At 66.3% G+C, this 25,886-nt stretch carries 24 protein-coding genes and 2 pseudogenes; 15 read left to right on the top strand and 11 right to left on the bottom strand.

What is annotated here, in order from left to right; all coding sequences use genetic code 11:
- Positions 1–510: 510 nt before the first annotated feature.
- Entirely contained in the window at positions 511–2,409 is a 1,899-nt protein-coding gene (locus DB708_RS07825; protein WP_108921606.1) for a DEDD exonuclease domain-containing protein, read from the bottom strand.
- Positions 2,410–2,523: 114 nt separating this feature from the next.
- Here DB708_RS07825 and DB708_RS07820 point away from each other — a divergent pair, with 114 nt between their 5' ends.
- The 4 genes from DB708_RS07820 (at position 2,524) to pimB (ending at position 6,188) form a co-directional block, all read left to right on the top strand.
- A complete protein-coding gene (locus DB708_RS07820) occupies positions 2,524–2,778 on the top strand; it encodes a hypothetical protein (RefSeq protein WP_108921390.1) in 255 nt (84 codons plus the stop codon).
- Positions 2,779–2,964: 186 nt separating this feature from the next.
- On the top strand, positions 2,965–4,125 hold the full coding sequence (gene ripC / locus DB708_RS07815; RefSeq protein ID WP_108921389.1) for a peptidoglycan hydrolase RipC: 1,161 nt from the start codon (positions 2,965–2,967) through the stop codon (positions 4,123–4,125).
- Between the two features lie 52 nt (positions 4,126–4,177).
- The gene (locus tag DB708_RS07810) at positions 4,178–5,017 is read left to right on the top strand and encodes a hypothetical protein (protein WP_409347571.1); all 840 of its coding nucleotides are present in this window, start codon (positions 4,178–4,180) and stop codon (positions 5,015–5,017) included.
- 10 nt (positions 5,018–5,027) lie between these two features.
- Positions 5,028–6,188 carry a GDP-mannose-dependent alpha-(1-6)-phosphatidylinositol monomannoside mannosyltransferase gene (gene pimB / locus DB708_RS07805; RefSeq protein WP_108921387.1) on the top strand — a complete coding sequence of 387 codons (1,161 nt, stop codon included), beginning with the start codon at positions 5,028–5,030 and terminating at the stop codon, positions 6,186–6,188.
- Positions 6,189–6,197: 9 nt separating this feature from the next.
- Here pimB and DB708_RS07800 read toward each other — a convergent pair whose 3' ends face one another.
- Positions 6,198–8,000, bottom strand: a complete 1,803-nt coding sequence (locus DB708_RS07800; RefSeq protein WP_108921386.1) for an AMP-dependent synthetase/ligase — start codon at positions 7,998–8,000, stop codon at positions 6,198–6,200.
- Positions 8,001–8,177: 177 nt separating this feature from the next.
- On the opposite strand from DB708_RS07800, the gene DB708_RS07795 reads away from it, so the two are divergent.
- The 5 genes from DB708_RS07795 to DB708_RS07775 all read left to right on the top strand — a co-directional run bounded on the left by DB708_RS07795 (position 8,178) and on the right by DB708_RS07775 (position 11,595).
- Entirely contained in the window at positions 8,178–8,567 is a 390-nt protein-coding gene (locus tag DB708_RS07795) for a polyketide cyclase / dehydrase and lipid transport (protein WP_108921385.1), read from the top strand.
- A 103-nt stretch (positions 8,568–8,670) separates the two neighbouring features.
- Positions 8,671–9,108 (top strand): SRPBCC family protein, encoded by a 438-nt coding sequence (locus tag DB708_RS07790; RefSeq protein WP_108921384.1) that lies wholly within the window; start codon positions 8,671–8,673, stop codon positions 9,106–9,108.
- Complete coding sequence (locus DB708_RS07785) at positions 9,101–10,375, top strand: ArsA family ATPase (RefSeq protein WP_201263470.1); 1,275 nt, start codon at positions 9,101–9,103, stop codon at positions 10,373–10,375. Before DB708_RS07790 ends, DB708_RS07785 begins: the two co-directional genes overlap by 8 nt.
- Entirely contained in the window at positions 10,372–10,770 is a 399-nt protein-coding gene (locus tag DB708_RS07780) for a hypothetical protein (RefSeq protein ID WP_108921382.1), read from the top strand. The genes DB708_RS07785 and DB708_RS07780 overlap by 4 nt, the downstream gene beginning before the upstream one ends.
- An 87-nt stretch (positions 10,771–10,857) precedes the next feature.
- Entirely contained in the window at positions 10,858–11,595 is a 738-nt protein-coding gene (locus tag DB708_RS07775; RefSeq protein ID WP_108921381.1) for a lysophospholipid acyltransferase family protein, read from the top strand.
- A gap of 10 nt (positions 11,596–11,605) precedes the next feature.
- Here the strand turns inward: DB708_RS07775 and DB708_RS07770 are convergent.
- A pseudogene (locus DB708_RS07770) lies at positions 11,606–12,899 on the bottom strand (glycosyltransferase 87 family protein).
- A gap of 115 nt (positions 12,900–13,014) precedes the next feature.
- On the opposite strand from DB708_RS07770, the gene DB708_RS07765 reads away from it, so the two are divergent.
- The 3 genes from DB708_RS07765 to DB708_RS07755 all read left to right on the top strand — a co-directional run bounded on the left by DB708_RS07765 (position 13,015) and on the right by DB708_RS07755 (position 15,881).
- Positions 13,015–13,893: a hypothetical protein gene (locus tag DB708_RS07765; protein ID WP_235616697.1), complete on the top strand. Its 879-nt coding sequence runs from the start codon at positions 13,015–13,017 to the stop codon at positions 13,891–13,893.
- A gap of 9 nt (positions 13,894–13,902) precedes the next feature.
- Positions 13,903–14,409: a polyadenylate-specific 3'-exoribonuclease AS gene (locus DB708_RS07760; RefSeq protein ID WP_108921378.1), complete on the top strand. Its 507-nt coding sequence runs from the start codon at positions 13,903–13,905 to the stop codon at positions 14,407–14,409.
- An 83-nt stretch (positions 14,410–14,492) separates the two neighbouring features.
- Positions 14,493–15,881: a class II 3-deoxy-7-phosphoheptulonate synthase gene (locus DB708_RS07755; protein WP_108921377.1), complete on the top strand. Its 1,389-nt coding sequence runs from the start codon at positions 14,493–14,495 to the stop codon at positions 15,879–15,881.
- Between the two features lie 68 nt (positions 15,882–15,949).
- On the opposite strand, the gene DB708_RS07750 is transcribed toward DB708_RS07755, so the two are convergent.
- From DB708_RS07750 to DB708_RS07735, 4 genes and pseudogenes are all read right to left on the bottom strand, one after another.
- Positions 15,950–16,303, bottom strand: a complete 354-nt coding sequence (locus tag DB708_RS07750; RefSeq protein WP_235616674.1) for an SgcJ/EcaC family oxidoreductase — start codon at positions 16,301–16,303, stop codon at positions 15,950–15,952.
- Positions 16,300–17,763: an FAD-dependent oxidoreductase gene (locus DB708_RS07745; protein WP_235616673.1), complete on the bottom strand. Its 1,464-nt coding sequence runs from the start codon at positions 17,761–17,763 to the stop codon at positions 16,300–16,302. Before DB708_RS07745 ends, DB708_RS07750 begins: the two co-directional genes overlap by 4 nt.
- Positions 17,764–17,845: 82 nt before the next feature.
- Positions 17,846–18,030, bottom strand: a pseudogene (locus tag DB708_RS07740) (helix-turn-helix domain-containing protein); the annotation flags it as partial.
- 19 nt (positions 18,031–18,049) lie between these two features.
- Complete coding sequence (locus tag DB708_RS07735; protein WP_409347570.1) at positions 18,050–19,327, bottom strand: protein kinase domain-containing protein; 1,278 nt, start codon at positions 19,325–19,327, stop codon at positions 18,050–18,052.
- A 48-nt stretch (positions 19,328–19,375) separates the two neighbouring features.
- On the opposite strand from DB708_RS07735, the gene DB708_RS07730 reads away from it, so the two are divergent.
- Positions 19,376–19,780, top strand: a complete 405-nt coding sequence (locus tag DB708_RS07730) for an Rv2175c family DNA-binding protein (protein ID WP_201263452.1) — start codon at positions 19,376–19,378, stop codon at positions 19,778–19,780.
- On the opposite strand, the gene DB708_RS07725 is transcribed toward DB708_RS07730, so the two are convergent.
- Together DB708_RS07725 and idsA2 are read right to left on the bottom strand one after the other, a co-directional pair.
- The gene (locus DB708_RS07725) at positions 19,777–21,315 is read right to left on the bottom strand and encodes an alpha-(1->6)-mannopyranosyltransferase A (RefSeq protein ID WP_108921375.1); all 1,539 of its coding nucleotides are present in this window, start codon (positions 21,313–21,315) and stop codon (positions 19,777–19,779) included. The genes DB708_RS07730 and DB708_RS07725 overlap by 4 nt on opposite strands.
- Before the next feature lie 3 nt (positions 21,316–21,318).
- The gene (gene idsA2 / locus DB708_RS07720; protein WP_108921374.1) at positions 21,319–22,368 is read right to left on the bottom strand and encodes a bifunctional (2E,6E)-farnesyl/geranyl diphosphate synthase; all 1,050 of its coding nucleotides are present in this window, start codon (positions 22,366–22,368) and stop codon (positions 21,319–21,321) included.
- Positions 22,369–22,612: 244 nt separating this feature from the next.
- Here idsA2 and DB708_RS07715 point away from each other — a divergent pair, with 244 nt between their 5' ends.
- On the top strand, positions 22,613–23,509 hold the full coding sequence (locus tag DB708_RS07715) for a mycobacterial-type methylenetetrahydrofolate reductase (RefSeq protein WP_108921373.1): 897 nt from the start codon (positions 22,613–22,615) through the stop codon (positions 23,507–23,509).
- On the opposite strand, the gene DB708_RS07710 is transcribed toward DB708_RS07715, so the two are convergent.
- Together DB708_RS07710 and DB708_RS07705 are read right to left on the bottom strand one after the other, a co-directional pair.
- The gene (locus DB708_RS07710) at positions 23,506–24,153 is read right to left on the bottom strand and encodes an LppM family (lipo)protein (protein ID WP_165839776.1); all 648 of its coding nucleotides are present in this window, start codon (positions 24,151–24,153) and stop codon (positions 23,506–23,508) included. The two genes, DB708_RS07715 and DB708_RS07710, sit on opposite strands and share 4 nt — an antisense overlap.
- Positions 24,154–24,319: 166 nt before the next feature.
- Positions 24,320–24,922: a GNAT family N-acetyltransferase gene (locus tag DB708_RS07705; protein ID WP_108921603.1), complete on the bottom strand. Its 603-nt coding sequence runs from the start codon at positions 24,920–24,922 to the stop codon at positions 24,320–24,322.
- A 339-nt stretch (positions 24,923–25,261) separates the two neighbouring features.
- Between DB708_RS07705 and DB708_RS07700 the strand changes: the two genes are divergently transcribed.
- Positions 25,262–25,660, top strand: coding sequence for a DUF3040 domain-containing protein (locus DB708_RS07700; RefSeq protein WP_108921372.1), 399 nt, complete (start codon positions 25,262–25,264; stop codon positions 25,658–25,660).
- Positions 25,661–25,886: the final 226 nt, after the last annotated feature.

The raw sequence follows: 25,886 nt of genomic DNA, 5'->3' as shown, positions 1-25,886 counted from the left end.
GACCAGTAGTTTAGGATTAGACGGAATCCTCAGCGGCGGTGTCAATTCGGTCGATTGTAGCGGCTATCTCTGCAGAGATAGCCGAATCGTCGACATCCGCGGCGTTGAAAACAGCTAAATATCCCATGGGTAAATCCTCCTGATTGATCTTGCGAGATGAATCGGAAATTTCCAAAGAGCACCATAATTCGCTCTGACGTAACCATGTGAATGGATACCTAACGTAGGGTAGTCAGGCGGCATGTATGCCGTCAACCGCTCGTAATTTTGAGTCTCATTTGTCTATATTTTTTGAGTTTCACTTGTCTATATTTAGAGTTTCATTTATCTAGTGAGGAAACATATCGTTTACACCTGTGTCCATTGAGGAAACATCTCGTTTGTCCCGGCCCGGCGATTGACGAACTCTGATCTGGGTGCGTCGATTAATGAAAGTTGTTGCGGTATAGGTTGATCCGCGATCTGTTCGGCTTCGGCTGGTAGTACGCGGCCGAAGCGGATGGGTATCGGTCAGGCTCCCTTCGGGGAGCATTGGATCTCAGCGTTAGGGCGCCCGGTGCTCCGTTGCGTAATCGTGTAGTGCACTGCCGGCAGGTCCGAGTCCGGGACCGGCGCTGGATCCTGTGTGCGGGCCAGCCGCGCCGAGCGCGCCGCGGCCGCCCACCCCGCCCAGGCGCCGGCGGATCGCACCGGTGAGGCCCACCCGACGCCGTCGGCGACCCGCACGATGCGCACTCCCGGGGTCAGCAGCCAGCGCGCGACCAGGGCGGTCTCTTCGACCAGCGCACCGCCCAGCGGGGCACTGGCCGTCAAAATCGTTTGTGCGCCAGCATGGATGGCGTCGACCACCGGCATCGGCGGCACCCCGCGCCTGGCGTTGCCGGCCGCGGCGAGCTGGCCGTAGCGGATCACGGCGAGGTGGTAGCCCCCACTGCCGTCGGGGGCCGCGGCGATCAGCTCGGGCAGTGCGGCCAGCGCCCGCAGCCGCTGGCCCCGCCACAGCATCTCGACGGCGGTGGCGGTGCGGTCGCGCAGCCGTGCTGCGCTCTCGTAGTGCCGATGCTCGGCCAGCACGGTGATCTGATCGACGGCCGCGATTAACGCGCTGTTGTCCGCGCCGTCGATCAGCGCCGCGGCCCGCTGTGTCGCCGCGGCGTATTGCACCGCGGTCACGTCGCGGGCGGCGGGACAGGGCGACACTTCGACTTCCGGGCAGGCCGGTCCGTGCAGCGCCGAACGTCCGAGTCGTGTTGTGCACGTTCGGATTCCGGTGAAACGTGCCAGCAGCCTCGCGGTGTCGGCCGCATCGGCGCTGGACCGAAACGGCCCGATGGCGCGGTCGTGTCGCGGGGCGCGCACCACCGACAGCCGGGGGAAGGCCTCGTCGCTCAGCGCCACCCACCACCAGCGCTGCGGGAACCTCGACCGGCGGTTGTACGGCGGCGCGTGCGCGGCCAGCATCCGCAGCTCGCGCACCCCGGCCTCGAGCGCGTGCGCGCACTCGACGTGGTCGACCGCGCCGGCCAGTGTGACCATCTCCTTCATCCGGCCGCGAGGGTCGGCGCCGGTGAAGTACTGGCTCACCCTCCGGCGCAGGTCAACAGCGGTGCCGACGTAGAGCACCTCGCCCGAGGGGCCGCGAAACAGGTAGACCCCGGGACGGTGCGGCAGCTGATCGGCGAGCACACGCTTGCGGCGCTGGGTCGGCGTCACGTTGGGCAGATACGAGCGCAGGTCGGCATAGGTGTGCACGCCCTGATTGCCGACGCGCTCGACCAGTGTGTGCAGCACCTCGACGGTGGCGCGGGCGTCGTCGAGGGCCCGGTGGGTGGGCTGGGTGGCGACGGCGAACAGCCGGGCCAGGGCCGCCAGCCGCACACTGGGGGATTCCTCACGGCTCAGCACGCGGCGCGCCAGTCGTACGGTGCACAGCACTCGTGCCTGGGGCCAACGAATTTCGCAGTGCTCGGCGGCGGCCCGCAGAAACCCGACGTCGAACCCCGCGTTGTGGGCGACGAGCACCGCCCCGCAGTCCAAGCCGGCGAACTCCAGAAACATCGGCAGCACCGCGTCGATCGTCGGGGCGTCACACACCATGGCCGTGGTGATGCCGGTGAGCTGGATGATCTGAGGCGGGATGCTGCGCTGCGGGTCCACCAGGGTGCCGAATTCTCCGAGCACGACGCCGCCGCGAACCTTGACCGCGCCGATCTCGGTGATCGCGTCGGCACGTGTCCCGTCGCCGCCGCGGGCGCGCCCGCCGGTCGTCTCCAGGTCCACCACGACGAAGGTGGTCTCGCGCAGCGGGGTTTCTTCGAGTGGCGTCCAGCTCGATTCCGCGCTGGATCCCAGGTCGGCGAAATTCAGTTGAGTCCCACCAGTCACACCCATGGGCGTGACGTTAAGCATCGCGACCGACACCGGCGGCGTTCCCACGCCGGTTCGCGCTCGCCAAAAACTGTCGGTGCCCACGGTTAGCGTTCGGGTCAGCACGACCAAGTGCGGATGAGAGGACCGATTCCGATGGCCTACAGCAGCGGACCCGACAGCAAAGGCGTCGCGGCGTCAGTACCGGGCGCCCCGGTGGTGATCGACTGCGACGATTGTGCGGCTCGCGGCCCGGGGTGCCGGGATTGCGTGATCAGCGTGCTACTCGGGGTACCGGATACCTTGTTGCACGACGAACGTGCCGCACTCGAAGTGCTCGCGGAGGTGGGATTGGCGCCGCGCTTGCGTTTGGTGCCCATTCATCGCAATCATGGGTCCGGCGTCGCCTAGAGGGGTTGAGTGTCAAAACCCCTGGACCGCCTCAGTTACCCCGTGTCGTTCACATACTTATGACAGAAATCTATCTATTTTCTTAACGATCTGGTTTGGACAAACGCCGATATCGTTTCGTAACCTATTTGAGACCTAAACCCAGATCGATCTCGAACGTCGACGGCAGTTTAAGGAAGCAATACTTTGAGTTCCGGCTCCGCGCATTCGATCTCGCGTGTCATCACGCGGTCAGTCGTCGGAACGCTGGCATGCCTCACCGTTTTGTCCGGTGTCTGTGCGGCCAACGTGATGGCCGATCCCGCCGACGACGCACTGGCAAAGCTCACCGAGCTATCTCGGCAGGCCGAGCAGACCACCGAGGCCATGCACAGCGCGCAGCTCGACCTCAACGACAAACTCGCCGCCCAGCGGGCCGCCGACAAGAAGCACACCGACGACCACGCCGCGGTGGATGGGGCGAAGGTTCGCCTGGCCACCTTCCAGATCGCCGTCAACAAGCTCGCGGCCGCGACCTACATGGGTGGACGCATCGACGGCATGGAAGCCATGCTGACCGCGCAGTCGCCGCAGGGGCTAATCGACAAGATCGCCGTCCAGCGCGTGATGGCGGCCCAAATGTCCACGCAAATGGCAAGTTTCCGGGTTGCCGGTGAGCAGGCCGCCAAGGCCGAACAGGCTTCGGCCCGCTCCGCCGCTGATGCCAAGACCGCGGCCGAGCAGGCCGCCGCGGTGCGGGCCAGCCTGCAGTCCAAGCAGAGCCAGCTGCAGGTTCAGATTGCCGTCGTGAAGTCGCAGTACGTGTCCCTGTCGCCACAGCAGCGCACCGCGCTGGCCGACCCCGGGCAGCTGCCCGCGGCGGCTCCGGCGCCAGGCGCACCCGCGCCGGACGCATTGCCGCCCGGCGCCCCGCCGGCGCCCGGTGCGCCACCGCCGGGTGAGGCTCCGCCGCCGGGTGGAATGCCCGGTATGCCGGGGATGATTCCTGGCGGTCCCGGTGGTGACCGTGCCAACGTCGTGCAAGCGGCGTTGACCCAGGTCGGATCGCCTTACGTGTGGGGCGGCTCGGCACCGGGCGGGTTTGACTGCTCCGGATTGGTGATGTGGGCCTTCCAGCAGGCCGGCATCTCGTTGCCGCACTCAAGCCAGGCGCTCGCTCATGGCGGTCAGCCGATTTCCCTGTCGGATCTGCAGCCCGGCGACGTGCTGACCTTCTATTCGGACGCGTCGCACGCCGGCATATACGTCGGTGACGGCATGATGATCCACTCGTCCACCTACGGCGTGCCGGTGCGGGTGGTGCCGATGAACTCCTCCGGCCCGATTTACGACGCCCGCCGTTACTGATCGTTCGGCGCCCGGCCATTTCCGTCGGCATCGCCGGTGGCTCCCGATTCTTTTGGCGTGGGTCTTTGTTGTCGAGTTCGTCGCGGCAGCGGCCGTGCCGTTGGACGCACGCAATGGCCGGCTAAGAGGCGCGCAGCTGGTTGCGCCCGCCCATAGCCACCCGATCGGCGCGCGAGCACCCCTGATCGTCGGCGACCGCGAGATCCGATTGCTCAGCCTCGGCGGCCCGGCCGCCGACCAGCTGCTGACCCGGGTCGGGTCGGACATGGGCACCGCGGTCGACAAGGTGGAGGCGTTCTGGGGGGTCGGCTGGTCGCGGGATATCTCGGTGGTGGCCACCGGCTCCGACGACCAGTTTCGCGCCGCCGCCGGCGGCGGCGCACCCGAGCAATGGGCGGACATCGCCGCGGTGACCGTCGCCGATCAGATTGATCCCGCCCATCGGGTGGTGGTCGGTCAGCGGATCGTATTCGCCCCGGGCGCGGCAGGAATGAGTGCGTCGGCATTTCGAATTGTGTTGACTCATGAACTTTTTCATTACGCATCGCGCGCCGACACCGCGCTCGACGCGCCGCGATGGCTAGCCGAAGGCGTCGCCGATTTCGTGGCCCGGCCCAATACCCCGGTGCCGCCGCAGGCTCGCTCGCCGAACCCGTCGTTGCCGTCGGATCTCGAGCTGGACACCCCGGGGCCGCAGCGTTCGCTAGCCTACGACCGCGCCTGGTGGTTCGCCCGCTTCGTCGCCGACACGTTCGGAACGCCCAAGCTGCGCGACTACTACCTGGCCGTCTGCGGCGTAGCGCACGTCGACCCGTTCACCGCCGCCCGCGACGTGCTGGGCATCGACTCGGCAGGCCTGCTCGCGCGCTGGCGGCAATGGATGGTCGGCTAGCCTGACGCAGGTGAGCCGGGTCCTGCTGGTAACCAACGACTTTCCGCCGCGACGCGGCGGTATCCAGTCCTACCTGGGCGAGTTCGTCGGGCGGCTGGTGGACGCCGGGTCACATTCGGTGCTGGTGTACGCGCCGCAATGGAAGGGCGCCGACGCTTTTGACGCCGACGCGGCCGGCTATCGGGTGGTGCGCCATCCGGGCACGCTGATGTTGCCGGTGCCGACGGTCGACGCGCGGATGCGCCGGCTGATCGGCGACCACGGCATCGACACCGTGTGGTTCGGCGCGGCCGCACCGCTGGCGCTGCTGGCGGCGCGTGCCAGGCGCGCCGGGGCGAGTCGGGTGCTGGCCAGCACGCACGGCCACGAGGTGGGCTGGTCGATGCTTCCGGTGGCGCGTTCGGTGCTGCGGCGCATCGGTGACGACACCGACGTCGTCACCTTCGTCAGCCGCTACACACGGGGCCGGTTCGCGACGGCGTTCGGGCCGGCCGCGTCGTTGGAGTACCTGCCGTCCGGCGTCGACACCGATCGGTTTCAGCCCGACCCGGCCGGCCGCGACGAGCTACGCAAGCGCTACGGGCTGGGGGAGCGGCCGACCGCCGTGTGCCTTTCCCGGCTGGTGCCCCGCAAGGGGCAGGACATGCTGATCAAGGCGTTGCCGTCGATCCGGCAGCGCGTCGACGGCGCCGCCCTGGTGATCGTCGGCAGCGGCCCCTACCTCGACACGCTGCGCAAGCTCGCGCAGGACTGCGGCGTGGCCGACCACGTGACATTCACCGGCGGCGTGCCATCCGACGAGTTGCCCGCCCACTATGCGCTGGCCGACGTGTTCGCGATGCCGTGCCGCACTCGCGGCGCGGGCATGGACGTCGAAGGCCTTGGGATCGTGTTCCTGGAAGCCTCGGCGGCCGGCGTGCCGGTGATCGCCGGCGACTCGGGTGGCGCGCCAGAAGCTGTGCAGCACAACAAGACTGGGCTCGTCGTCGACGGAAACTCGGTACAAGAAGTGGGCGATGCCGTCGCCGAATTGCTGGGCGATCGTGACCGGGCCACCGCGATGGGTGCGGCCGGACGCGACTGGGTGACGTCGCAGTGGCGCTGGGATATTCTGGCCGCCCGCCTGGCCAATCTGCTGCGGGGCAAGCCCTCGTCGGCCACGCTGGCCTGACCCGGGCGGCTACTCCCTGTCGTAGAGCGCCTCGATGTCGGAGGCGAACTTCTCGGCCACCACGTTGCGCTTGACCTTCATCGTCGGGGTCAGCTCGCCGGTGTCCTCGGTGAAGTCGACCGGCAGAATGCGGAACTTGCGGATCGACTCGGCATGCGAAACCGACAAGTTGGCCTGCTTGACCGCGGCGTCGACCTCGGCGACCAGATCCGGGTCGGTGGCCAGATCGCCCACCGACGAGCCGGACGACTTGCTGTTGCGCTGCTTCCAGCCGTCGAAGGCTTCCGGGTCGATCGTGATCAGTGCGCCGACAAACGGCTTCGCGTCCCCGACCACCAACGCCTGGCTGATCAGCGGGTGTGCCCGCAGTTGGTCCTCCAGCACGGCGGGGGCGACGTTCTTGCCGCCGGCGGTCACGATGATCTCCTTCTTGCGGCCGGTGATCTTCAGGAAGCCGTCCTCGTCGAGCGCGCCGAGATCGCCGGTCTTGAACCAGCCGTCGGCGAACGCCTCCTCGGTGGCCTGTTCGTTGCGCCAGTACCCGCTGAACACCACGCCGCCGCGCACCAACAGCTCACCGTCGTCGGCGATGCGCATGCTGTTGCCCGGCAACAACGTTCCGACCGTCCCGATCTTGACCTTGCCGACCTGGTTGACCGTGATCGCCGAGCTGGTCTCGGTCAGGCCGTAGCCCTCGTGGATGGTCAGGCCGACGCCGCGGTAGAAGTGGCCCAGCCGGGCGCCCAGCGGTGCGCCGCCGGACAACGACGCGTGGCAGTCGCCGCCCAGCGCCGCGCGCAGCTTGTGGTAGACCAGCCGGTCGAACAACGCGTGCTTGGCGCGCAGCAGCAGCCCGGGGCCGCCGTTGTCGTGGGCTTCGCTCCAGTCGACCGCGGTCTGCACAGCCCTGGCGAAGATCGGTCCCTTGCCGTCGTTGGCGGCGTTCTGCTCGGCGGTGTTGTAAACCTTTTCGAACACCCGCGGTACCGACACCACGACCGTCGGCTTGAACACCGCCAACATGGGCAGCAGGTTCTTGATGTCGCTGGTGAAGCCGACGGTCACCTTGTTGGCGAACGCGGACAGCGTGAGCGAGCGGGCCAGCACATGCGCCAGCGGCAGGAATACCAGCAGCCGCTGGCCCTCGTGCAGCAGCGTCGGCAGGCACTCCTTGGCTCCCCGCGTCTCGTAGAGCAGGTTGGCATGAGTGAGCTGGCAGCCTTTGGGACGTCCGGTGGTTCCCGACGTGTAGATCAGCGTCGCGGGGTCTTCCGGGCGCAACGCCGACAGCCGGGCGGTCAGCTCTTGCGCGTCGACCGACGCGCCGGCCTCGACGAGCTGATCGAGCGCCTTGGGGCCCGAACCGTCGATGTGCAGCACCCGGCGCAGGGCCGGAAGTTCGCCGGTGAGCTCGGTGACCATCGCGGCGTGCGCATCGGTCTCGGCGAACGCCACGACGGTTTCCGAGTTCTGCAACACCCAGCGCACCTGCTCGGCCGACGAGGTCTCGTAGATCGGGACGGTGACGGCGCCGACCGACAGGATGGCCAGGTCGAAGATTGCCCACTCGTAGCGGGTGGCCGAAAAAATGGCCACCCGGTCGCCGGCTTGCACGCCCAGCGAGATCAGGCCCAATGCCGCGGCGCGAATCTGCCCGGCTGCCTCGGCGCAGGTGACGTCGGTCCACACCCCGTCGACCTGACGTTGATAGATGACAAAGCTGGGGTCGTCGCGCTCGTGCTCGAAGACCATGGCTGCGATGTTGTCGTGCTCGCCGAGGGAAAAGCGGGCAGGGACACTGTATTCACGCACTCTTTGACCTCGATTGACCTAGTGACCGGTGGCCGGCTTGCTGTAGCCCAGACTAATCGCGGGATTCACGCGGCCGCAGGCTGTCGGTCGAGCAGCATCGCGATCGCCGCGAGCCGCGTTCGGACGGGGCGTGCCCTCGGCGGCATGCGGCGGATATTGATATGTGAAGCTGACACCATGCACAGCATCCAGATCGCGGACCAGACGTACGTCGCCGCCGACGGCGCGCGGGTCGGGGTCGCGGTCGCCGACGAATCGAGCTGGCAACGCTGGTGGCCAGATCTGCGGCTGCAGGTCGTCGAGGCCCGTGCGGAGAAAGGAATTCGCTGGGCCGTGACCGGGGCGCTGACCGGCACCATGGAGATCTGGCTGGAGCCATCGCTGGACGGCGTGGTGTTGCACTATTTCTTACACGCCGAACCCACTGGCGTGGCGGCCTGGCAGCTGGCGAAACTGAACCTCGCGAAAATGACACACCGCCGTCGGGTGGCGGGCAAGAAAATGGCTTTTGAGGTCAAGACGACTCTGGAGCAGTCACGTCCTGTCGGTGTTTCTCCGGTAGTTTAACTCCGGTCAAGGTTCGCACGGAGAGTTCCGTTCCGGTCCGAAGGCGGGGTACTGCCGGAGATGATCGGGTGGACCCGCGTGCGGGAGAGAGGGTAGCGGCCAGGTGGCGGAGAAGACGACCCAGACCATTCACATCGAGGCAGATCCGGGCACGGTGCTGCAGGTGATCGCCGACATCGACTCGTATCCGGACTGGATCTCGGAGTACAAGGAAGCCGAGGTGCAGGAGCGTGGCGCCGACGGCTACCCGAAGACCGTGCGATTCGTGATGGACGCCGGCGTCATCAAGGACACAATGGTCATGTCCTACACCTGGCCGGCCGACCACGAGTCGCTGAGCTGGACCCTGGTGTCCAGCTCGCTGCTGCGCTCCCTTGAAGGGTCATATCGGTTGGCGGCCAAGGATTCTGGAACCGATGTCACCTACGAACTCTCGGTCGACCTGGCCATCCCGATGATCGGGTTGCTCAAGCGCAAGGCCGAGCGCAGGCTGACTGACACCGCTTTGAAGGATCTGAAGAAACGAGTCGAGGCTGAGTGAGTCCGGTTCACCCACCCCTCCCTCTTCCAAGGCCCGGATCAGTCTTTTCGTTGGCAAGGGCGGGGTAGGAAAATCCACCCTCGCTGCTGCCACCGCGGTCTGTGACGCGATCGAGGGGCAGCGCGTGCTGGTGGTCTCAACCGACCAGGCGCACTCGCTGGGCGACGTGCTCGGCATCCCCGTCCCGCCTAGCGGCAGCGGCGAACCGGTCCGGGTGCTTGCCGACGATGCCGAGACGAGCAGCGGCTCGCTGGACGCGATGGCGTTGGACACCCTGGCCCTGCTCGAGGCCCGGTGGCATGAGGTGGTCACCACATTGGATCGCCGGTTTCCTGACTCGGAGCTGAGTAGCATTGCCCCCGAAGAACTTTCGGCTTTGCCGGGCATTCAGGAAGTGCTCGGGCTGCACGCCGTCGGCGAACTCGCGGCTTCCGGTCGATGGGATCGCGTCGTCGTCGACTGCGCCTCGACCGCCGACGCGTTGCGCATGCTGACCCTGCCCGCCACCTTCGGGCTGTACGTCGAGCGCGCCTGGCCGCGTCATCGCCGGCTGTCCATCACCGCCGACGACGCTCGCTCGGCCGCGGTGGTGGAGCTGATCGAACGCATCAGTACCAGCGTCGAGCAGCTCAGCGAACTGCTCACCGACGGCGACCTGGTCAGTGCGCACCTGGTGCTGACGCCTGAGCGGGTGGTGGCCGCCGAGGCGGCCCGAACGCTGGGTTCGCTGGCACTGATGGGTGTGCGCGTCGAGGAGCTGATCATCAATCAGGTTCTGGTGGAAGACGAGTCCTACGAGTACCGCAACCTGCCCGAGCATCCGGCGTTCTACTGGTACGGCGAGCGCATCTCGGAGCAGCGCGCGGTGCTCGAGGAACTCGATGCCACCATCGGTGACGTGGCGCTCGTGATGACCCCGCACCTGGCGGGCGAGCCGATAGGCCCCAAGGCCCTGGGCGGATTGCTCGACGGTGCACGCCTTCGGCGTGGAACGGCACCACCAGGACCGTTGCGTCCTATTGTGGACCTCGAATCCGGGTCGGGACTTGGGTCGATATACCGTATGCGGCTAACGTTGCCCCAGCTCGACCCCGGATCGCTGTCGCTGGGCCGGGTGGACGACGACCTGATCATCAGCGCCGGCGGGTTGCGGCGCCGGGTTCGGTTGGTGTCCGTACTACGGCGGTGCACGGTGCTCGACGCGCATCTACGAGGCGGTGAGCTGACAGTTCGTTTTCGACCAGATCCGGAGGTGTGGCCTAAGTGAGTAAGGCTCACTCCGATCTCGGTCCTGAACTGCGCAGGCTCGCCGAGGCGATTCTGGACGGTATCGACCCCGCCGTGCGGATGGCCGCCGCAATGACGGCGGGCAACGGCCCCGGGACCGGCAAGTGCCAGCAGATCTGGTGCCCGGTGTGCGCGCTGGCCGCATTGGCGACCGGCGACCAGCACCCACTGCTCACGGTGATCGCGGATCACAGCATTGCCCTGTTGGAGGTGATCCGCGCGATCGTCGACGACATCGACAGGTCTGCTAAACCCGCACCGCAACCGCCTCCGGACGGTCCCGGCGGCGGCGGCGCGCACGCCGAGGACGCCCCCGCCGACGATGCCAACGGACGGACGCGTTACCAGCCCATCCCCGTCACTATCGAAGAGTGATCCGCGGGGTTTGAATGTGGTCCCTTGGGTCGCGGGTGGGTACAGTTGGCGCAGAACACCGGCGGTTTCGGGCGAGAGGGGAGGGCCATGGCGTACTGGCTTTTGAAGTACATCTTTCTGGGCCCGTTACTGCAATTGCTCGGACGGCCGAAAGTCGAAGGGCTGCAACACGTTCCGAGTTCAGGCCCGGTGATCCTGGCCAGTAATCACCTGGCGGTGATGGACAGCTTCTTCTTGCCGCTGGTGGTGCGGCGCCGGATCACCTTCCTGGCGAAGTCCGAATATTTCACCGGTACCGGAATCAAAGGCTGGTTCAGTCGCTGGTTCTTCACCGCCGTTGGCCAGGTTCCCATCGACCGCAGCAGTGCCGACGCCGCCCAGGCCGCGCTGGACACCGCACAGCGGGTGCTGGGCCAAGGCAAGCTGCTCGGCATGTACCCCGAGGGCACCCGCTCGCCCGACGGGCGGCTGTACAAGGGCAAGACCGGCCTGGCCCGCCTCGCGCTGGAGACCGGCGTGCCGGTGATCCCGGTCGCGATGATCGGCACCAACGTCGTCAACCCGCCGGGCACCTCGATGCTGCGCTTCGGCAAGGTGACGGTCCGGTTCGGCAAGCCGATGGACTTCTCCCGATTCGAGGGCCTGGCCGGCAATCGCTTCATCGAGCGGGCCGTCGCCGACGAAGTCATCTACGAGCTGATGGGGCTCTCCGGTCAGGAGTACGTCGACGTCTACGCCGCGACCGTGAAGAACCGCGATAACGACTCGACCGACCAGGGGCCGACGGACGATCCCGCGCGGATCCCCGAAACAGCTGTCGGCTAGCCGACGACGTTCACGTCGCGGATGAGTTGACGGCCGGCATCGGGGTCGGCGCGTCCCGGCGAATACCGACTTGCCACCCGGGTGGTGACGGTGAGTCCGGCCGCGACGATCACCGCCAGGGCCCACCACACGTAGGACATGCCGAGAAGTTGACGCCACCAGTTGGCCGTCTCCTCATGGTGCTTGGGCATCAGCTCCAGCGGGGTCCAGTCCATCAGCGCCACTCCGACGACCGTCAGCACGCCCAGCGCGACGTTGCGGCGCCGCCAGCCCAAGACCGCCGTCACCAGCAGCGCCGGCAGCACCCACACCCAATGGTGTGACCATGACACCGGCGAAACCATCAATCCGAACAGGGCGACGCAGATGATCGCCAGCGTCGTCTCGCCGGCGCGTAGCACCCGTCGCATCGCCCACACGGTCAACGCCAGTACGGCCAGGCACAGGCTCGCCCAGAGCACGAAGCTCAGCTGCTCGGAAAGCCCGATCCGCGCCAGCGCGCCGGCGATGTTCTGGTCGGTGTTCAGCGCCGCCGAGCCGATCCGGTCGGTGTGGTGCACGGTATGGGTCCAGTACTCCCACGAGTCGCTCCAGGCCAGCATGAACCCGACCAGAGTCGCAACCGCAAAAGACGTCAGCGCCGTCAATGCCGTCCGGAAGTCGCGACGCACCAGGAAATACAGCAAAAACACCGCCGGGGTGAGCTTGAGCGCGATGCCCAACCCGAGCAGCAGCCCACGGGGCCAGGGCGTGCGGCGTGGCACACAATCGGCGATCACCAGCGTCATCAGCACGACGTTGATCTGACCGAAGGCGAAGTTCGAGGCGATGGGCTCCAGCCAGATCGAGGCCGGCGCCACCACGATCACGGCCAACCACCACTGGCGCAGCCAGGCCGGCCCGCCCAGCACCGCTGAGGTGTTCCAGACGTCGAGGCGGGTCAGCACGATCACTGTCGAGACGATCAGTAGCACCAGCGTCAACACCGTGATCGCGACGCTGGCCGCCGGCATGTGCAGCCAGGCGAACGGGCAGAACACGATCGCTGCCAGCGGGGGATAGGTGAACGGAAGATTCAGCCCGATCGGTGTGTGGAACAGCACATCACCTCGGTACAGCGGACGTCCGTCCAGCCAGGTCTGGCCGCCCATTTGATAGATATCGATGTCGATGCGGTATGGCGTGTGCGCGAACAGGCCCCAGGCCGTGTAGCCCAGCGCTGCCGCGGCCAACAGCCACAACAGACACCACAACAAAGCCCGCCCCCGACGGCTGCCCATACCGGGCGCCTGCGAATTACTCATCTCGCAGAACAGCGTAATCGGTGTCCATGGCTGTCATGTTCCGCAGCGCGGCTCCCGCGCCGTGGGGATGCGCGGGCGTAGGTTGCAAAACGTGTTCCAGTGGTTCGTGCACAGAGTGGCCCACTGGTTCTCGCATGACATCGTTCACGGGGGCCGGCTTCCCCTGCTGTGCTGCCTGGTCGCCTTCATCCTGACCTTTTTCGTCACACGAACTTTCGTCCGCTTCATCCGCCACCGTGTCGACTCCGGCCTTCCCGCCCGATGGTGGCAACCGCGCAATGTCCACATCGGCGGACTGCACATCCACCACGTGACGTTTGGGGTGGTTCTGGTGATGATCTCCGGGCTGACGTTGGTGACGCTGTCGGACAACGGGCAAGAACCCGAAAACACAGTATCCGCAATATTTTTCGGCATCGGTGCGGCGTTGGTGCTCGACGAATACGCGTTGATCCTGCACCTGTCCGACGTCTACTGGGAAGAGGACGGTCGCAGTTCGGTGGACGCGGTGTTCGCCGCTGTGGCGGTGGCCGGATTGCTGATCATGGGGCTGCACCCGTTGATGTTTTTCTTCCCGTTCACCCATGGCACGGATACGTTCGCATGGCGCGTCGCGGTGATCGGCGCGATGGTGATGACGCTGCCGCTAGCGGTGGTGGTGCTGCTCAAGGGCAAGGTGTGGACCGGTCTGCTCGGGATGTTCCTCGTCGTGTTGCTGGTTATCGGCGCGATTCGGCTGTCGCGCCCGCACGCCCCGTGGGCGCGCTGGCGATACACCGCCCAGCCGGACAAGATGCGGCGCGCGTTACAGCGGGAACGCAAATGGCGCCGGCCCGTCGTGCGGGCCAAGCTGTGGTTGCAGTGCGCGATCGCCGGCACGCCGCGCCTGCCCGACGATCGGATGGTCGATGCTCAGCTTGACCAGGACGTACATCCCGCGCCGCCACCGGAGGGAACCGAGCCCATCCTGGTCGGCAGATACCTCGCCCCCTAGGCTTTCTGCGTGCGGTATTTCTACGACACCGAATTCATCGAGGACGGCCGCACCATCGAGCTGATCTCGATCGGGGTGGCCGCCGAAGACGGCCGCGAGTATTACGCCGTGTCCACGGAATTCGATCCCGGGCGCGCCGGCGCCTGGGTGCGCGCCAACGTGCTGCCCAAGCTGCCGCCACCGGCCTCGCAGTTGTGGCGCTCACGCAAGCAGATTCGTCACGACCTGGAAGAGTTTTTCGGTGTGTCGGGCGCCGAGCCGATCGAGCTGTGGGCCTGGGTGGGGGCCTACGATCACGTGGCGTTGTGCCAGCTGTGGGGTCCGATGCCGGGCCTGCCGAAAGCGATACCCCGCTACACCCGGGAGCTGCGCCAGCTGTGGGAGGACCGGGGGTCGCCCCGGTTGCCGCCGCGGCACCGCGACGTGCACGATGCACTGGTCGATGCCCGCGATCAGTTGCGCCGGTACCGGCTGATAGTGTCCGGCGACGATGCGGGCGCGCGAGCGACCCGTTAAGCAGCCCCCGGCCGAGCCGGGGCCCCGGTTAGAGCGCGTGCGCAATGGCATTAGCCCTGGCTGGCCACAGATATCATGGACCGATGAACTGGACCGTCGACATACCGATCGACCAGCTGCCCTCGCTGCCGCCGCTGCCCGCCGATCTGCGGACCCGGCTGGACGCTGCCCTGACTAAGCCCGCCGCCCAGCAACCGGCGTGGCCCGACGACCAGGCCGCGGCGATGCGCACGGTCCTGGAAAGCGTCCCGCCGGTGACGGTACCGTCCGAAATCGTCCGGCTGCAGGAGCAACTCGCCCAGGTCGCCAAGGGCGAGGCCTTTCTGCTGCAGGGCGGCGACTGCGCCGAGACGTTCGTCGACAACACCGAACCCCACATCCGCGGCAACGTGCGCACCCTGCTGCAGATGGCGGTAGTGCTGACCTACGGCGCCAGCCTGCCGGTGGTCAAGGTTGCCCGCATTGCCGGTCAGTACGCCAAGCCCCGATCGGCTGATATCGACGCGCTTGGCCTGAAGTCCTACCGCGGCGACATGATCAACGGCTTCGCCCCGGATGGGGCCGCGCGTGAGCACGACCCGTCGCGGTTGGTGCGCGCCTACGCCAACGCCAGCGCGGCGATGAACCTGATGCGCGCGCTGACCTCGTCGGGGCTGGCTTCGCTGCACCTGGTCCACGACTGGAACCGGGAATTCGTCCGGACCTCGCCCGCCGGTGCCCGTTACGAGGCGCTGGCCACCGAGATCGACCGCGGGTTGCGGTTCATGAACGCCTGCGGCGTGGTCGACCCCAATCTGCAAACCGCCGAGATCTACGCCAGCCACGAGGCTCTGGTGCTCGACTACGAGCGCGCGATGCTGCGGCTGTCGGAAAGTGAAGGCGGCGAGCCGCAGCTGTACGACCTGTCGGCGCACACCGTGTGGATCGGCGAGCGGACCAGGCAACTCGACGGCGCGCACATCGCGTTCGCTGAGGTGATCGCGAATCCGATCGGCGTCAAACTCGGCCCGACGATGACGCCCGAGCTGGCGATGGAGTACGTCGAGCGCCTCGACCCGCACAACAAGCCGGGCCGGCTCACGCTGGTCAGCCGGATGGGCAACAACAAGGTTCGCGACCTGCTGCCGCCGATCATCGAGAAGGTGCAGGCCACCGGTCACCCGGTGATCTGGCAGTGCGACCCGATGCACGGCAACACCCACGAGTCGTCCACCGGGTACAAGACCCGCCACTTCGACCGCATCGTCGACGAGGTGCAGGGCTTCTTCGAGGTGCATCGCGCGCTGGGCACCCATCCGGGTGGCATCCACGTCGAGATCACGGGCGAGAATGTGACGGAGTGTTTGGGTGGCGCGCAAGACATTTCGGACCACGACCTGGCCGGCCGCTACGAGACCGCGTGCGACCCGCGGCTGAACACCCAGCAGTCGCTGGAGCTGGCGTTCCTGGTCGCCGAGATGCTGCGCGACTAGCTCGCCCACCGGCGCATCACGGTTTCGGCGAATCGCCGATGCGTGGTGTTTTGAGATGCGGCGAACAGTCACTGGCCCTCGACTCGCACGGCGACGCTGGTGTTCACCCGCGTGTTGCGACGAGCCCGTCTTCGTTTGACGGCGGCGTTCGACATGACCAGCGCGACGTCGGGGGTCAGAAACCGCATCTGAAGGATCTCGATCTCAAGTTTGGATCCCCGGAGAAGCTTCTTGAACAGAGGAACGTAGGACGCGGCGATCGTTTTGCGCCCTTTGTAGTAGCTGCCCAAAAAGGTCACGTAGTCGGCATCGGAACTGAATACGCCGGAATACGCCTCCGGATCTGCTGCGGCCCAGGCACTTGCCTGACGGTCAACCAGATTGCGGATCGCATCCTCGTCCGTACTGCGGTCACTGTTCATCGCGGCGCCGCCATTTTTATCCGCCGAGGGTCGATGGTGGTGTCTGTCGGCGACGAAGGGTCTGGCTGAGCCAGCGGCCGTGCCCGCGAAAATCGGGCCCGCAGGTTTCCCCAGACGATGCGTGGTAGTAGGGCGGGATCCTGGAGCCGCGACGGCGGGTCGATGAAGTTTGAGACCCGAAAGAAGCGTTCGGTCAACACAGCGTCGTGCGCGGCGGCGTTCAGTGCCGCTCTAGTCACCCAGCCTTGCAGCCGCGCCCGCCCCGAACTCCGGTCGCGAACCGGGGAAGTGGCCCGCGACCTGGCTCTATTTGCCGCCCACATCGCGCCGATGTAGCGCGCCGTTGCACCGAAATAGCGTTGTGCCAGTGCGGCATCGCCAGACAGCAGACAATCGCGCAGAGTCAGCGCTTCCAGCGCGGCGATTGTCATGCCCTGGCCGTAGGTCGGGTCGGGGGCGCACAATGCGTCACCGAGAACCACCAAACCCGATGGGAATCGAGACAACTGGTCGTAGCGGCGCCACACGGCGGCGGTGTGCTGATATGTCACGGCTTCCCCGATGGGGTGTGCCTGGCGTAGTCCGTCCATCAAGTCTGCGGGCAGGAAGGGCGCGGCCAGCGCGAGCATCGCGTCGTAATCGGTTGGCGGTTCGCCGGTTTCGGTCAGCTGTCCGATCGCCAGCATCCAGGTGTCGTGTTCGTTGGCCAGTAGCAGGCCTCCCGGCCTGCCGTCGCCTGGGTTGAACATCACGAGCCGCTGGGAGATCGATCCCATGGGCATGCTCAGCTGTTGGCTCGCGTAGCTATACCTCGCGGTCATGCGGTTCTCGGTGGGCCGTTGGAAGCCCAGCCTCGACAACAGCGCCGGGGTGCGTGCGGCCCGGCCCATCGCATCGACCACCAGGTCGGCGTCTATTGTCGTCAGAAAACCGTTGTAGCGCCGAATGATTCGAACGCCGTTGACGATATCGCCGGTGGTGAGGAGTTCGGAGACGTCATGCCCGTCGAGGATGTTCACGTTGGGTAGAGCCTTGACGCGGCGGCGTAGCTGATACTCCATGAACGGCCTGCTCGCCATGTGCAGCGTCAGCGCGGCCGGATCGGCGAATGTGCCCGCACTTTTCAGCTCGTAACGCCCGAGGCGTACGTAGAAGTGCGACAGGTCACCGTCGTCGACAACGACCGCCCCGGCTCTGGCCAGGTCGTCCAGCAGTCCGGGAAACAATTCACCCAGTACCTGCAGGCCGCGGCTGTAGAAGTTGTGCGCATGGCGCCCTTGGGGGAGGCCCCGCCGATGACACGGATAGTCAGGCAACCTGTCGCGTTCGACCACGCTGACCGAATCGTAGAACTCCGAAAGCACGCGGGCGGCAAGCAAACCCGCGATTCCGGCACCCAGGACTACTGCGTGCTCGCCGAGCCGGCTCGGCGAGTCGGCGCGATGCGTTGTCGAACCCATGCATCAGCACGCTACCCCAAAATTAAGAAAAATAAGAGAACTGTGAGAATTTATTAAGATTCGTGTCGCGAACGTGACGTTCCCGCACCACGCGGCAGCCCAAGTCGTCGTCTTTCTCGGCGAGCTCAGTCGTCAGCAGGTCAGACGGCAGCACCAATTTCATCGACTCGCGAAACAAGCAGCCTTCGAGCCGAAGAGATACAGGAGCATCGCCGGATCCACTCGCGCATCATCCGCGATCGCCTGCAGTGTCGTCTTGTCATAGCCGCGCATAGTAAGGCCTACTTCACAGCAGGCCGGTCAGATTGCTGCCGACTGTCCACGCTGCCGTCGCGACCAGACCGGTGAGTGCCAGTATGAGTGCCACCCAGATCAGCACCATGCGGCGGTTTTGCTGACGCGCGAGGGCGAATTCAGTGATCGCGATGCCGGCGAATTCGCCTGAGGCCGGACCGTATTCGTAGTCGTCGGGTTCGTCGGGTTCGTCGGTCTCGGTGTCGGGAGCCGCCTGAGCCCAGTCCTCGGGGCCGCGCGCCAGCTGGCGGGTGGGCTGATGGACCGGGGCCGGTGGGGGCGGCGCGGCGGACCGCTGCTCAGTCATCCGGCTGCGCTGCAGTGCCGCCGAGCGATGCTGGGCGGAGTTGCGCGGCGCCGGGACCCGGAAGTCGGGCAGTCCCAGTTCCTCGGCGATCGCGTCGACGTCGGCGAGCATCTCGATCGCGTCGGCGTACCGCTGCGCGGGGTCACGGCCAGTTGCGCACGACACGAAATCGTCGAATTGCGTTGGCACACCTTCGATTAGGCTGCTTGGACACGGCACGTCGTGATCCAATCGCTGGTAGGCGATCGATAGCGGGGAGTCGCCGCTGAACGGTGTACCGCCGGTCAGCAGTTCGTAGGTGAGGATCCCCGCGGAGTAGACATCGCTGCGCGGACCGGCGTTTCCGTCCCGCACCTGCTCGGGTGACAGATAGGCCACGGTGCCCAAAATGACACTGGTTGACGTGATTCCGGCCGCCGCGACCGCACGCACCAACCCGAAATCGGCGATTTTGACCTCGCCGTCGTCGGAAATCAGCACGTTTTCCGGTTTGACGTCGCGATGCACCAGCCCGGCGCGATGCGCGGCGGACAGCCCGCCCAGCACCGGGCGCAGCACAGCCACCACGGCATGCGGGGGCATCGGGCCACGTTCTGCCAGCAGCTCGCGCAGGGTGCCGCCCTCGATGAGCTCCATCACCAAAAACGGATGGCGACCGTCCCGGCCCTGGTCGTAGACCGCGACCAGCCCCGGGTTCTTCAGTCGGGCGACCGTACGGGCCTCGAGCTGGAAGCGGGTCAGGAACTGACTGTCGCCGGCATAACGGGAGTCCATCACCTTCAGCGCCACCGGCCGGTCAAGCCGGACGTCGAGGCCGCGGTACACCGTCGAGGTGCCGCCGCTGGCGATCTTGCCCTGGACCAGATAGCGGCCGTCCAGCAACGTGCCGTCCAACGGGTCTGTCGTCCCGGGTCTGGTCACCGGGCCATCGTAGGTGCGGGCTTGCGATTGGCGATGCAACATAAGCTCAACGTGCCTACGCACCCGGGCGCCACGGCCTACACTTGCGCGGTGGGCAGTATTCCGGCCGGCGATGATCTGTTGGATCCCGACGAGCCAATCTATGACCTGGCCCGGGTCGCCGAATTGCTCGGCGTGCCGGTGAGCAAGGTGCAGCAGCAGTTGCGAGAAGGTCATCTGCTTGCGGTGCGCCGAGCCGGGGGTGTGGTGATACCGCAGGTGTTTTTCACCAATTCCGGTGAGATCGTCAAAAGCCTGCCGGGTTTGTTGACCATCCTGCACGACGGCGGCTACCACGAAACCGAGATCGTGCGCTGGCTGTTCACCCCGGACGCGTCGCTGACGGTGACCCGCGACGGCAGCAGGGATGCGCTCAATAACGCCCGTCCGGTCGACGCGTTGCATGCCCACCAGGCGCGTGAGGTGGTACGCCGGGCTCAGGCCATGGCGTACTAGGCCGCCAGCGGCTCTTCGGCCCGCCGAACCTCCGGTTCCGGGGCCCGGTACAGCGAGTACCAGGCGACCAGCGCGGCCGTCGTGGCCATCGAAAAGTGCAGCCACGAATACATGCCGTGCGATCCGTCTGGCTTGAAAATCACCATGGCCCAGGTCGATAGCGCGCCGATGACGGCGATCGCCCGTCGTGACTGGGCTAGCGGAGAAGCCACCGCCAGTGGCCAGGAGTAGTACCACGGCAGGGCGGCCGGCACGAACAGCACCACGATCAGCATCGACCACGCCATCCCGGTCAGCGCGCCCCGATCGTCGCGCCGGAATCGCCACCACAACAGCGGCAGTGACACCGCGATGACCGCGATTCCGATGTAGCGGGTGATCCGCAGCGTGGCGTAGAAGTCGACCGGGACAAGGCCGTTGAACAGGAAGTGAATCACGTTCGCCGCCGCGGTCGGCACGGTCAGCCAGTTGATGATCTTGACCGATCCCGCCAGCGCGGTCAGCCAGCCCAGGCCGACGCCGGCGGCCACGGACAAGATGGCAAACACCACGACGAAGATCAGCAGGCCCATCACAGTGGCCGTCGCGAACGCGCGGGCCGGGCGGTATCCGCGTTGGTCACGCAGATGTCGCATCCACACCCAGACCAGAAACGGCAACGACAACCCGGCGGTCGCCTTGACCGCGACCGCGACCGTGACCAGGGTGACGCCCAGGGCGTGGCGGCGTGCGAAGGTCAACGCGATGCCGGCGGTCATCAGACCCACCATCAGCATCTCGTTGTGCACTCCACCCATCAGATGGATCAGCACCAGCGGGTTCAGCACGCAGATCCACAATGCCGTGGCGCCACTGGTGCCGATGTGATGAGCCAGTCGGGGAGCGGCCCAGATCAACAGCGCCAATCCGGGCAGCATGCACAACCGCAGCAGCATGGTCCCGGCGATCACATGGTTGCCGACCACCATCGTGACGAGCTTCGCAATCAGAATGAATACCGGGCCATACGGCGCGGTGGTGATCGTCCAAATGGGGCTTACGTTGTCCAGCAACACATTCGGGTTAGCCACCGGGCCCACGGCATAGGGGTCGAAGCCGTCGCGCAGCAGCGCGCCCTGGGCCAGGTAGGAATAGGTGTCGCGGCTGAACACCGGCACGGACAGCAGCAACGGCGCCAACCAGAAGCCGGTGGTGGCTCGCATCATGAATTCGGTGGTTTCGCCGGTGACGACGCGGCGACCCAGCGCCAGCCATGCGACGAGCATTAGCGCCACACCCGCCCACAACAGAATCGACGACAGCACCAGCCCGTGGCCAAAACGCAGCCAGGACATGTGGATTGACTCCAGCACGGGGTCGTGCGGCTTGGTGCTTCCGGCACCGAGACCGCCGACGGTGATCAGCACCGAACCCAGGAAGCCCAGCTTGGCCGGGCGAGCGTCCGGCGTGGAGGCGAACGCCTTCACCTCCGAAAGACGTTGGGCAACAGACCGTCTCGCTGTCGACGAGCTGTCCGCGGATATCGGTATGGCCATGGCTCAGGCGGACCGGTTGGTGGCCATCCTGGCCAGTTCGGAGATCCCCGCCTTGGCCGGCGTGCTGATGTTTGCGGCCGCCAGCGCGGCCAGCGCCCGCTCGTTCAGCGTGGCGATGCGCCGCTCGACGGCGGCCAGCGCGCCCACCGACTCGATGACGTCGCGCAGTTCGTCCACTTGCGCGTCGGTCAACGGCGCGCCGATCGAGCTGCGTAACAGGTTGGCCGCCAACGGATCTGACCTATCCGCCAACTCTATGGCCTCGGCCAGCAGCACGGTGCGCTTGCCGGAGCGCAAATCATCACCGGATGGCTTGCCCGTCACCGCAGGATCCCCGAACACGCCCAGCACGTCGTCACGCAACTGGAACACCACCCCGAGGTCGGTGCCGAGCTGACCGAACACGTCTTGCACATCCGGGCGGTCGGCGGCGGCGGCCGCCCCGAGCTGCAGCGGTCGGGTCACGGTGTAGCAGGCGGTCTTGTAGGTGTCGACGGTCATCGCCGACGCGATCGACTCGGCGGCGCTGGCCTCAGCGACGATGTCGAGGTACTGCCCACCGAGCACCTCGGTGCGGATATCGGCCCAGACGCGCTGGACCCGTCGCTGCGCCTCGGGTGCCAGGTCCGCCCCGAATACGATGTCGTCGGCCCAGGCCAGGGCCAGGTCACCGAGCAGGATGGCCGCCGAAACCCCGAACCGGTCCGGACAGCCCTGCCAATCCCGGTCGCGGTGCAGCGCGGCGAAGCGGACGTGAACCGTCGGTTTGCCGCGGCGGGTGGAGGAGTCGTCGATGACGTCGTCATGCACCAGCGCGCAGGCCTGCAGCAGCTCCAGCGCGGAAAACAGCAGCAGCACTTGCGCGTCGGGCTCCGCGTCGGCCACCGCACGCCATCCCCAATACGCGAAGGCGGGCCGCAGCCGTTTACCCCCACCCAGCACAAAGTCTTCGAGTGCGGAGATCAATGCGGCGTAGTCGCCGCCGATGTAAGCGGTCTCGCCCCGCCGCTGATGCAAGTACCGGCGAAGTTGCTCGGCAACCGCGCCGGTCAACTCGACGGTTGCTGCGGCCGCTGGGGTTTCTAGGCTCAGCGCGGCGCCCCTTTCTTCCTCGGCATGCCCTGGTGTTCTCTAGGCCCGAACAGTGTATTCGCTGCTACGGCGGTGGCTGTTTGCACATGACCCGGGTGCCGGCGTGACTCGGGTTCCTCGATTTGCTCGGCAGCCCGCCAGGGCGGGCGGTAACCCCGCGCCCCTATGCTGGCGAGGTGCAAATCGTCCGAGGGAGAGGAGCCGCGTGACTCTCAACACCGTGGCGCTGGAGCTAGTGCCACCGAATGTGGACGAGGGTCGGGAGCGGGCACTTGACGAGGCGCACAAGGTAGTGCGGTTCTCGGCGGAATCCGGTCTGGGTGGCCGCATCCGTCACGTGATGATTCCGGGCATCATCGCCGAGGACGACGACCGTCCGGTGCCGATGAAGCCCAAGTTCGACGTGCTGGACTTCTGGTCCGTCATCAAGCCTGAATTGCCGGGCATCAGCGGCCTGTGCACGCAGGTGACCGCCTTCATGGATGAGCCGTCGCTGCGCCAGCGGCTCACTCGCCTGATCGACGACGGCATGGAAGGTGTGGTGTTCGTCGGCGTTCCGCGCACGATGAGCGACGGCGAGGGCTCCGGCGTTGCACCGACCGACGCCCTGTCGATCTATCGCGACCTGGTACCCAACCGCGGCGTGATCCTGATCCCCACCCGCGAGGGCGAACACGACCGCTTCAACTTCAAATGCGACCAGGGCGCCACCTACGGCATGACCCAGTTGCTGTACTCCGACGCGATCGTCGGCTTTTTGACCGACTTCGCCAAGACCACCGATCATCGTCCCGAGATCCTGTTGTCGTTCGGGTTCGTACCGAAGATGGAAACCAACACCGGCCTGATCAACTGGCTCATCCAGGATCCGGGCAACGCCGCGGTGGCCGCCGAGCAGGAGTTCGTCAAAAAGCTGGCCGGCAGCGAACCGCCCGAGAAGCGGCAGTTGATGCTCGACCTGTACAAGCGGGTGGTGGACGGCGTCGCCGAGCTCGGCTTTCCGCTGAGCATCCACCTGGAGGCGACTTACGGTCTTTCCGGACCGGCCTTTGCCACCTTCGCCGAGATGATCGACTACTGGTCGCCGGCCCAGCGCGTCTAGCTGGGCGGCTGATTGCGGGGTGTGGTGAATCGCTCGGAGCGGTCCCGGCTCATCCACGCCAGCAGCGCGACCACGCCGGCCGCCGCAAACGACGCGATGCCGAGCCAGACGCCCGCGCCGGTGAAGGAACGGGTGTTGGGATCTGTGTAGCGGGCCTGGGCGGTCATCGTGCTCACCACGCCTGGCTTGAGCTTCCACGACACCGCGTCGGGGTCGACGCGGTCACCGTTGGTCGAGGTCACGACGCCGGGGAAGGCGACGGTCAGCTCGACGTCGGCATCCGGGTCGGTCAGCGACGTCAGATCCGCCCGCCCTTCCAGGATCACCACGTTGCCGTTGCGGCGCAGCGACAGATTTACGCCGGTCGCGTCGGGGTTCATGTTGGCCAGCTGCGGCAACTCGGCGAACGTCAGATCGGAGAACACCGCCTGCGATCCGACGTAGCCGTCGCTGTCGTAATTGGACACCGCGACTTTCTGGTTGAACGCCAGGTTGTTGGTCTCGAGCTGCGGGCCGGTGTCCTTAGACGTCTTCGGCTTGGCCGCCGCGATAATCTCCCCGGATACCAGGTCGTCGGGCGAAACGGTGAGCGAGGCTCTGGCCCGCAGGCACCCGGTCGCCAGGGGAACCAGCAGGAGCAGCATGACGATCGCTAGCACGCGGCTCCTGCGGGCGGTGAACCCTCGGGCTCGGCGTGGGGGAGAGCTGGCGCGCACCAGGTAATCGTGCCAGATCCGGGGTGTCGCCACGGCACGTCGTCCGCTCGCGAGTCCGGCGGGTACGTCGGCGACCACCGGTGTCGTCAGTCGGCTAGAGCGGCAGGGGGCGGCCCAGGATCGCGAATGCCCGTGGGTCACCGGCGAAGTGGTAACGGCGGATGACGTCGGTGAAGCCCAGTCGCCGGTACAACCGCCACGCGCGATTGGCCTCGCCCGTGGTTTCGGGCGTGGACAGCAGGACGTTGCTCTCGCAACGACCGGCGAGCAGCCGGCGGGCCAGCGCCTCGCCGACGCCGCGGCCTTGGGCGCGCGGATGAATGTGCAGTTCGGTCAGCTCGAAATAGCTCTTCATCAGCTGCGCGATCTCCGTCGGTGGCAGGCCGCCGCGTTGCAAACCCAAGACAACCTGTTGCTGCCACCACTGGCCGGGCGCGCCGGGGTAGCCGTAGGCCACGCCGAGCAGCGGTGCATCGCTCAGCTCCGAAGCCGACGGCACGCCGTCGCCTTCGAGCGCGTCCGCCTCTACCGCGGCAGCCGCCTGCCAGCCACGTCGGCGGATGTGCTCGAGCCACATGGCGGCGCGCTGGTGCTCGGTGCCTCGTGGGTACCGCATCGCGTCGACGTACACGCCCAGGGCGTCGGAGAGGCGGCGCTCCATATCTTTCGGAGGCATATCGATGAGGAATATCGCCAACTCGCGGTGTCCTCCTCGTCCCAGTGATCCGGGCCTCGTGCGCCTATCGGCTTCAGCGGTGCGCCGGCGCGGCGCCCGTATCGCCATTATCGGGTCCGAGGCGGATCGGGTGACGGGCGGTGGCGGCAACCGGCCGGCGACCGCGCACGTTTCGGCAAGGGTGTTGTAACGCATCGTCGTTACGGCCCGATGATCGTCGGGAAGCAACGGAGATAGAATCGCGGTCGAACCAGTGGTACGGGTCAGATTGACCTCGTATCATTTGACTTAGTTGCCCATACAATGGGCATCCGCGTGCTATCGATAGTTACGTGTCAGACTGTCGGCAAGGAGGGACGTATGCCACTCTCCGACCATGAGCAGCGGATGCTCGACCAGATTGAGAGCGCCCTCTACGCCGAGGACCCGAAGTTCGCGTCGAGTGTCCGTGGTGGGGGGTTCCGCGCGCCGACCGCTCGTCGTCGTCTGCAGGGTGCAGCGCTGTTTGTCATCGGACTGGCGATGCTGGTTTCCGGTGTGGCGTTCAAGGCCACGATGATCGGCAGCTTCCCGGTTCTCAGCGTCGTTGGGTTCATCGCGATGTTCGGTGGAGTGGTGTTCGCCATCACTGGTCCCCGAATGGCCGGCAGGACAGACCATTCCGGCCCGGCGCCGGGAACGCGCCAACGTCGCAACAAGGGTGGCGGCTCGTTCACCAGCCGCATGGAAGACCGCTTCCGCCGCCGCTTCGACGAATAGTCAGAACTACTAAAGACACAGACCATAAGGGGTAGCCGGAACGGCTGCCCCTTATTTTTGTGCTGGAGCCCGATTCGAGGCCCGATCGTGGCCAATCTGAGCCCCACTGCGCCCCACCGGGATGCCCCACTTCCCCCCACGTACCGACTTTAGGGTCCTGAAATGCGGTTTCTTAGTGCTAGGTGCGGGTCCCGAGATGGCGGTGTGCGGGCGCTGGGCGACGTCG

This window comes from Mycobacterium montefiorense (assembly GCF_003112775.1).
In the GTDB taxonomy this organism is placed as follows: Bacteria; Actinomycetota; Actinomycetes; order Mycobacteriales; family Mycobacteriaceae; genus Mycobacterium; species Mycobacterium montefiorense.
This window is presented reverse-complemented; position numbering and strand designations above follow the sequence as displayed.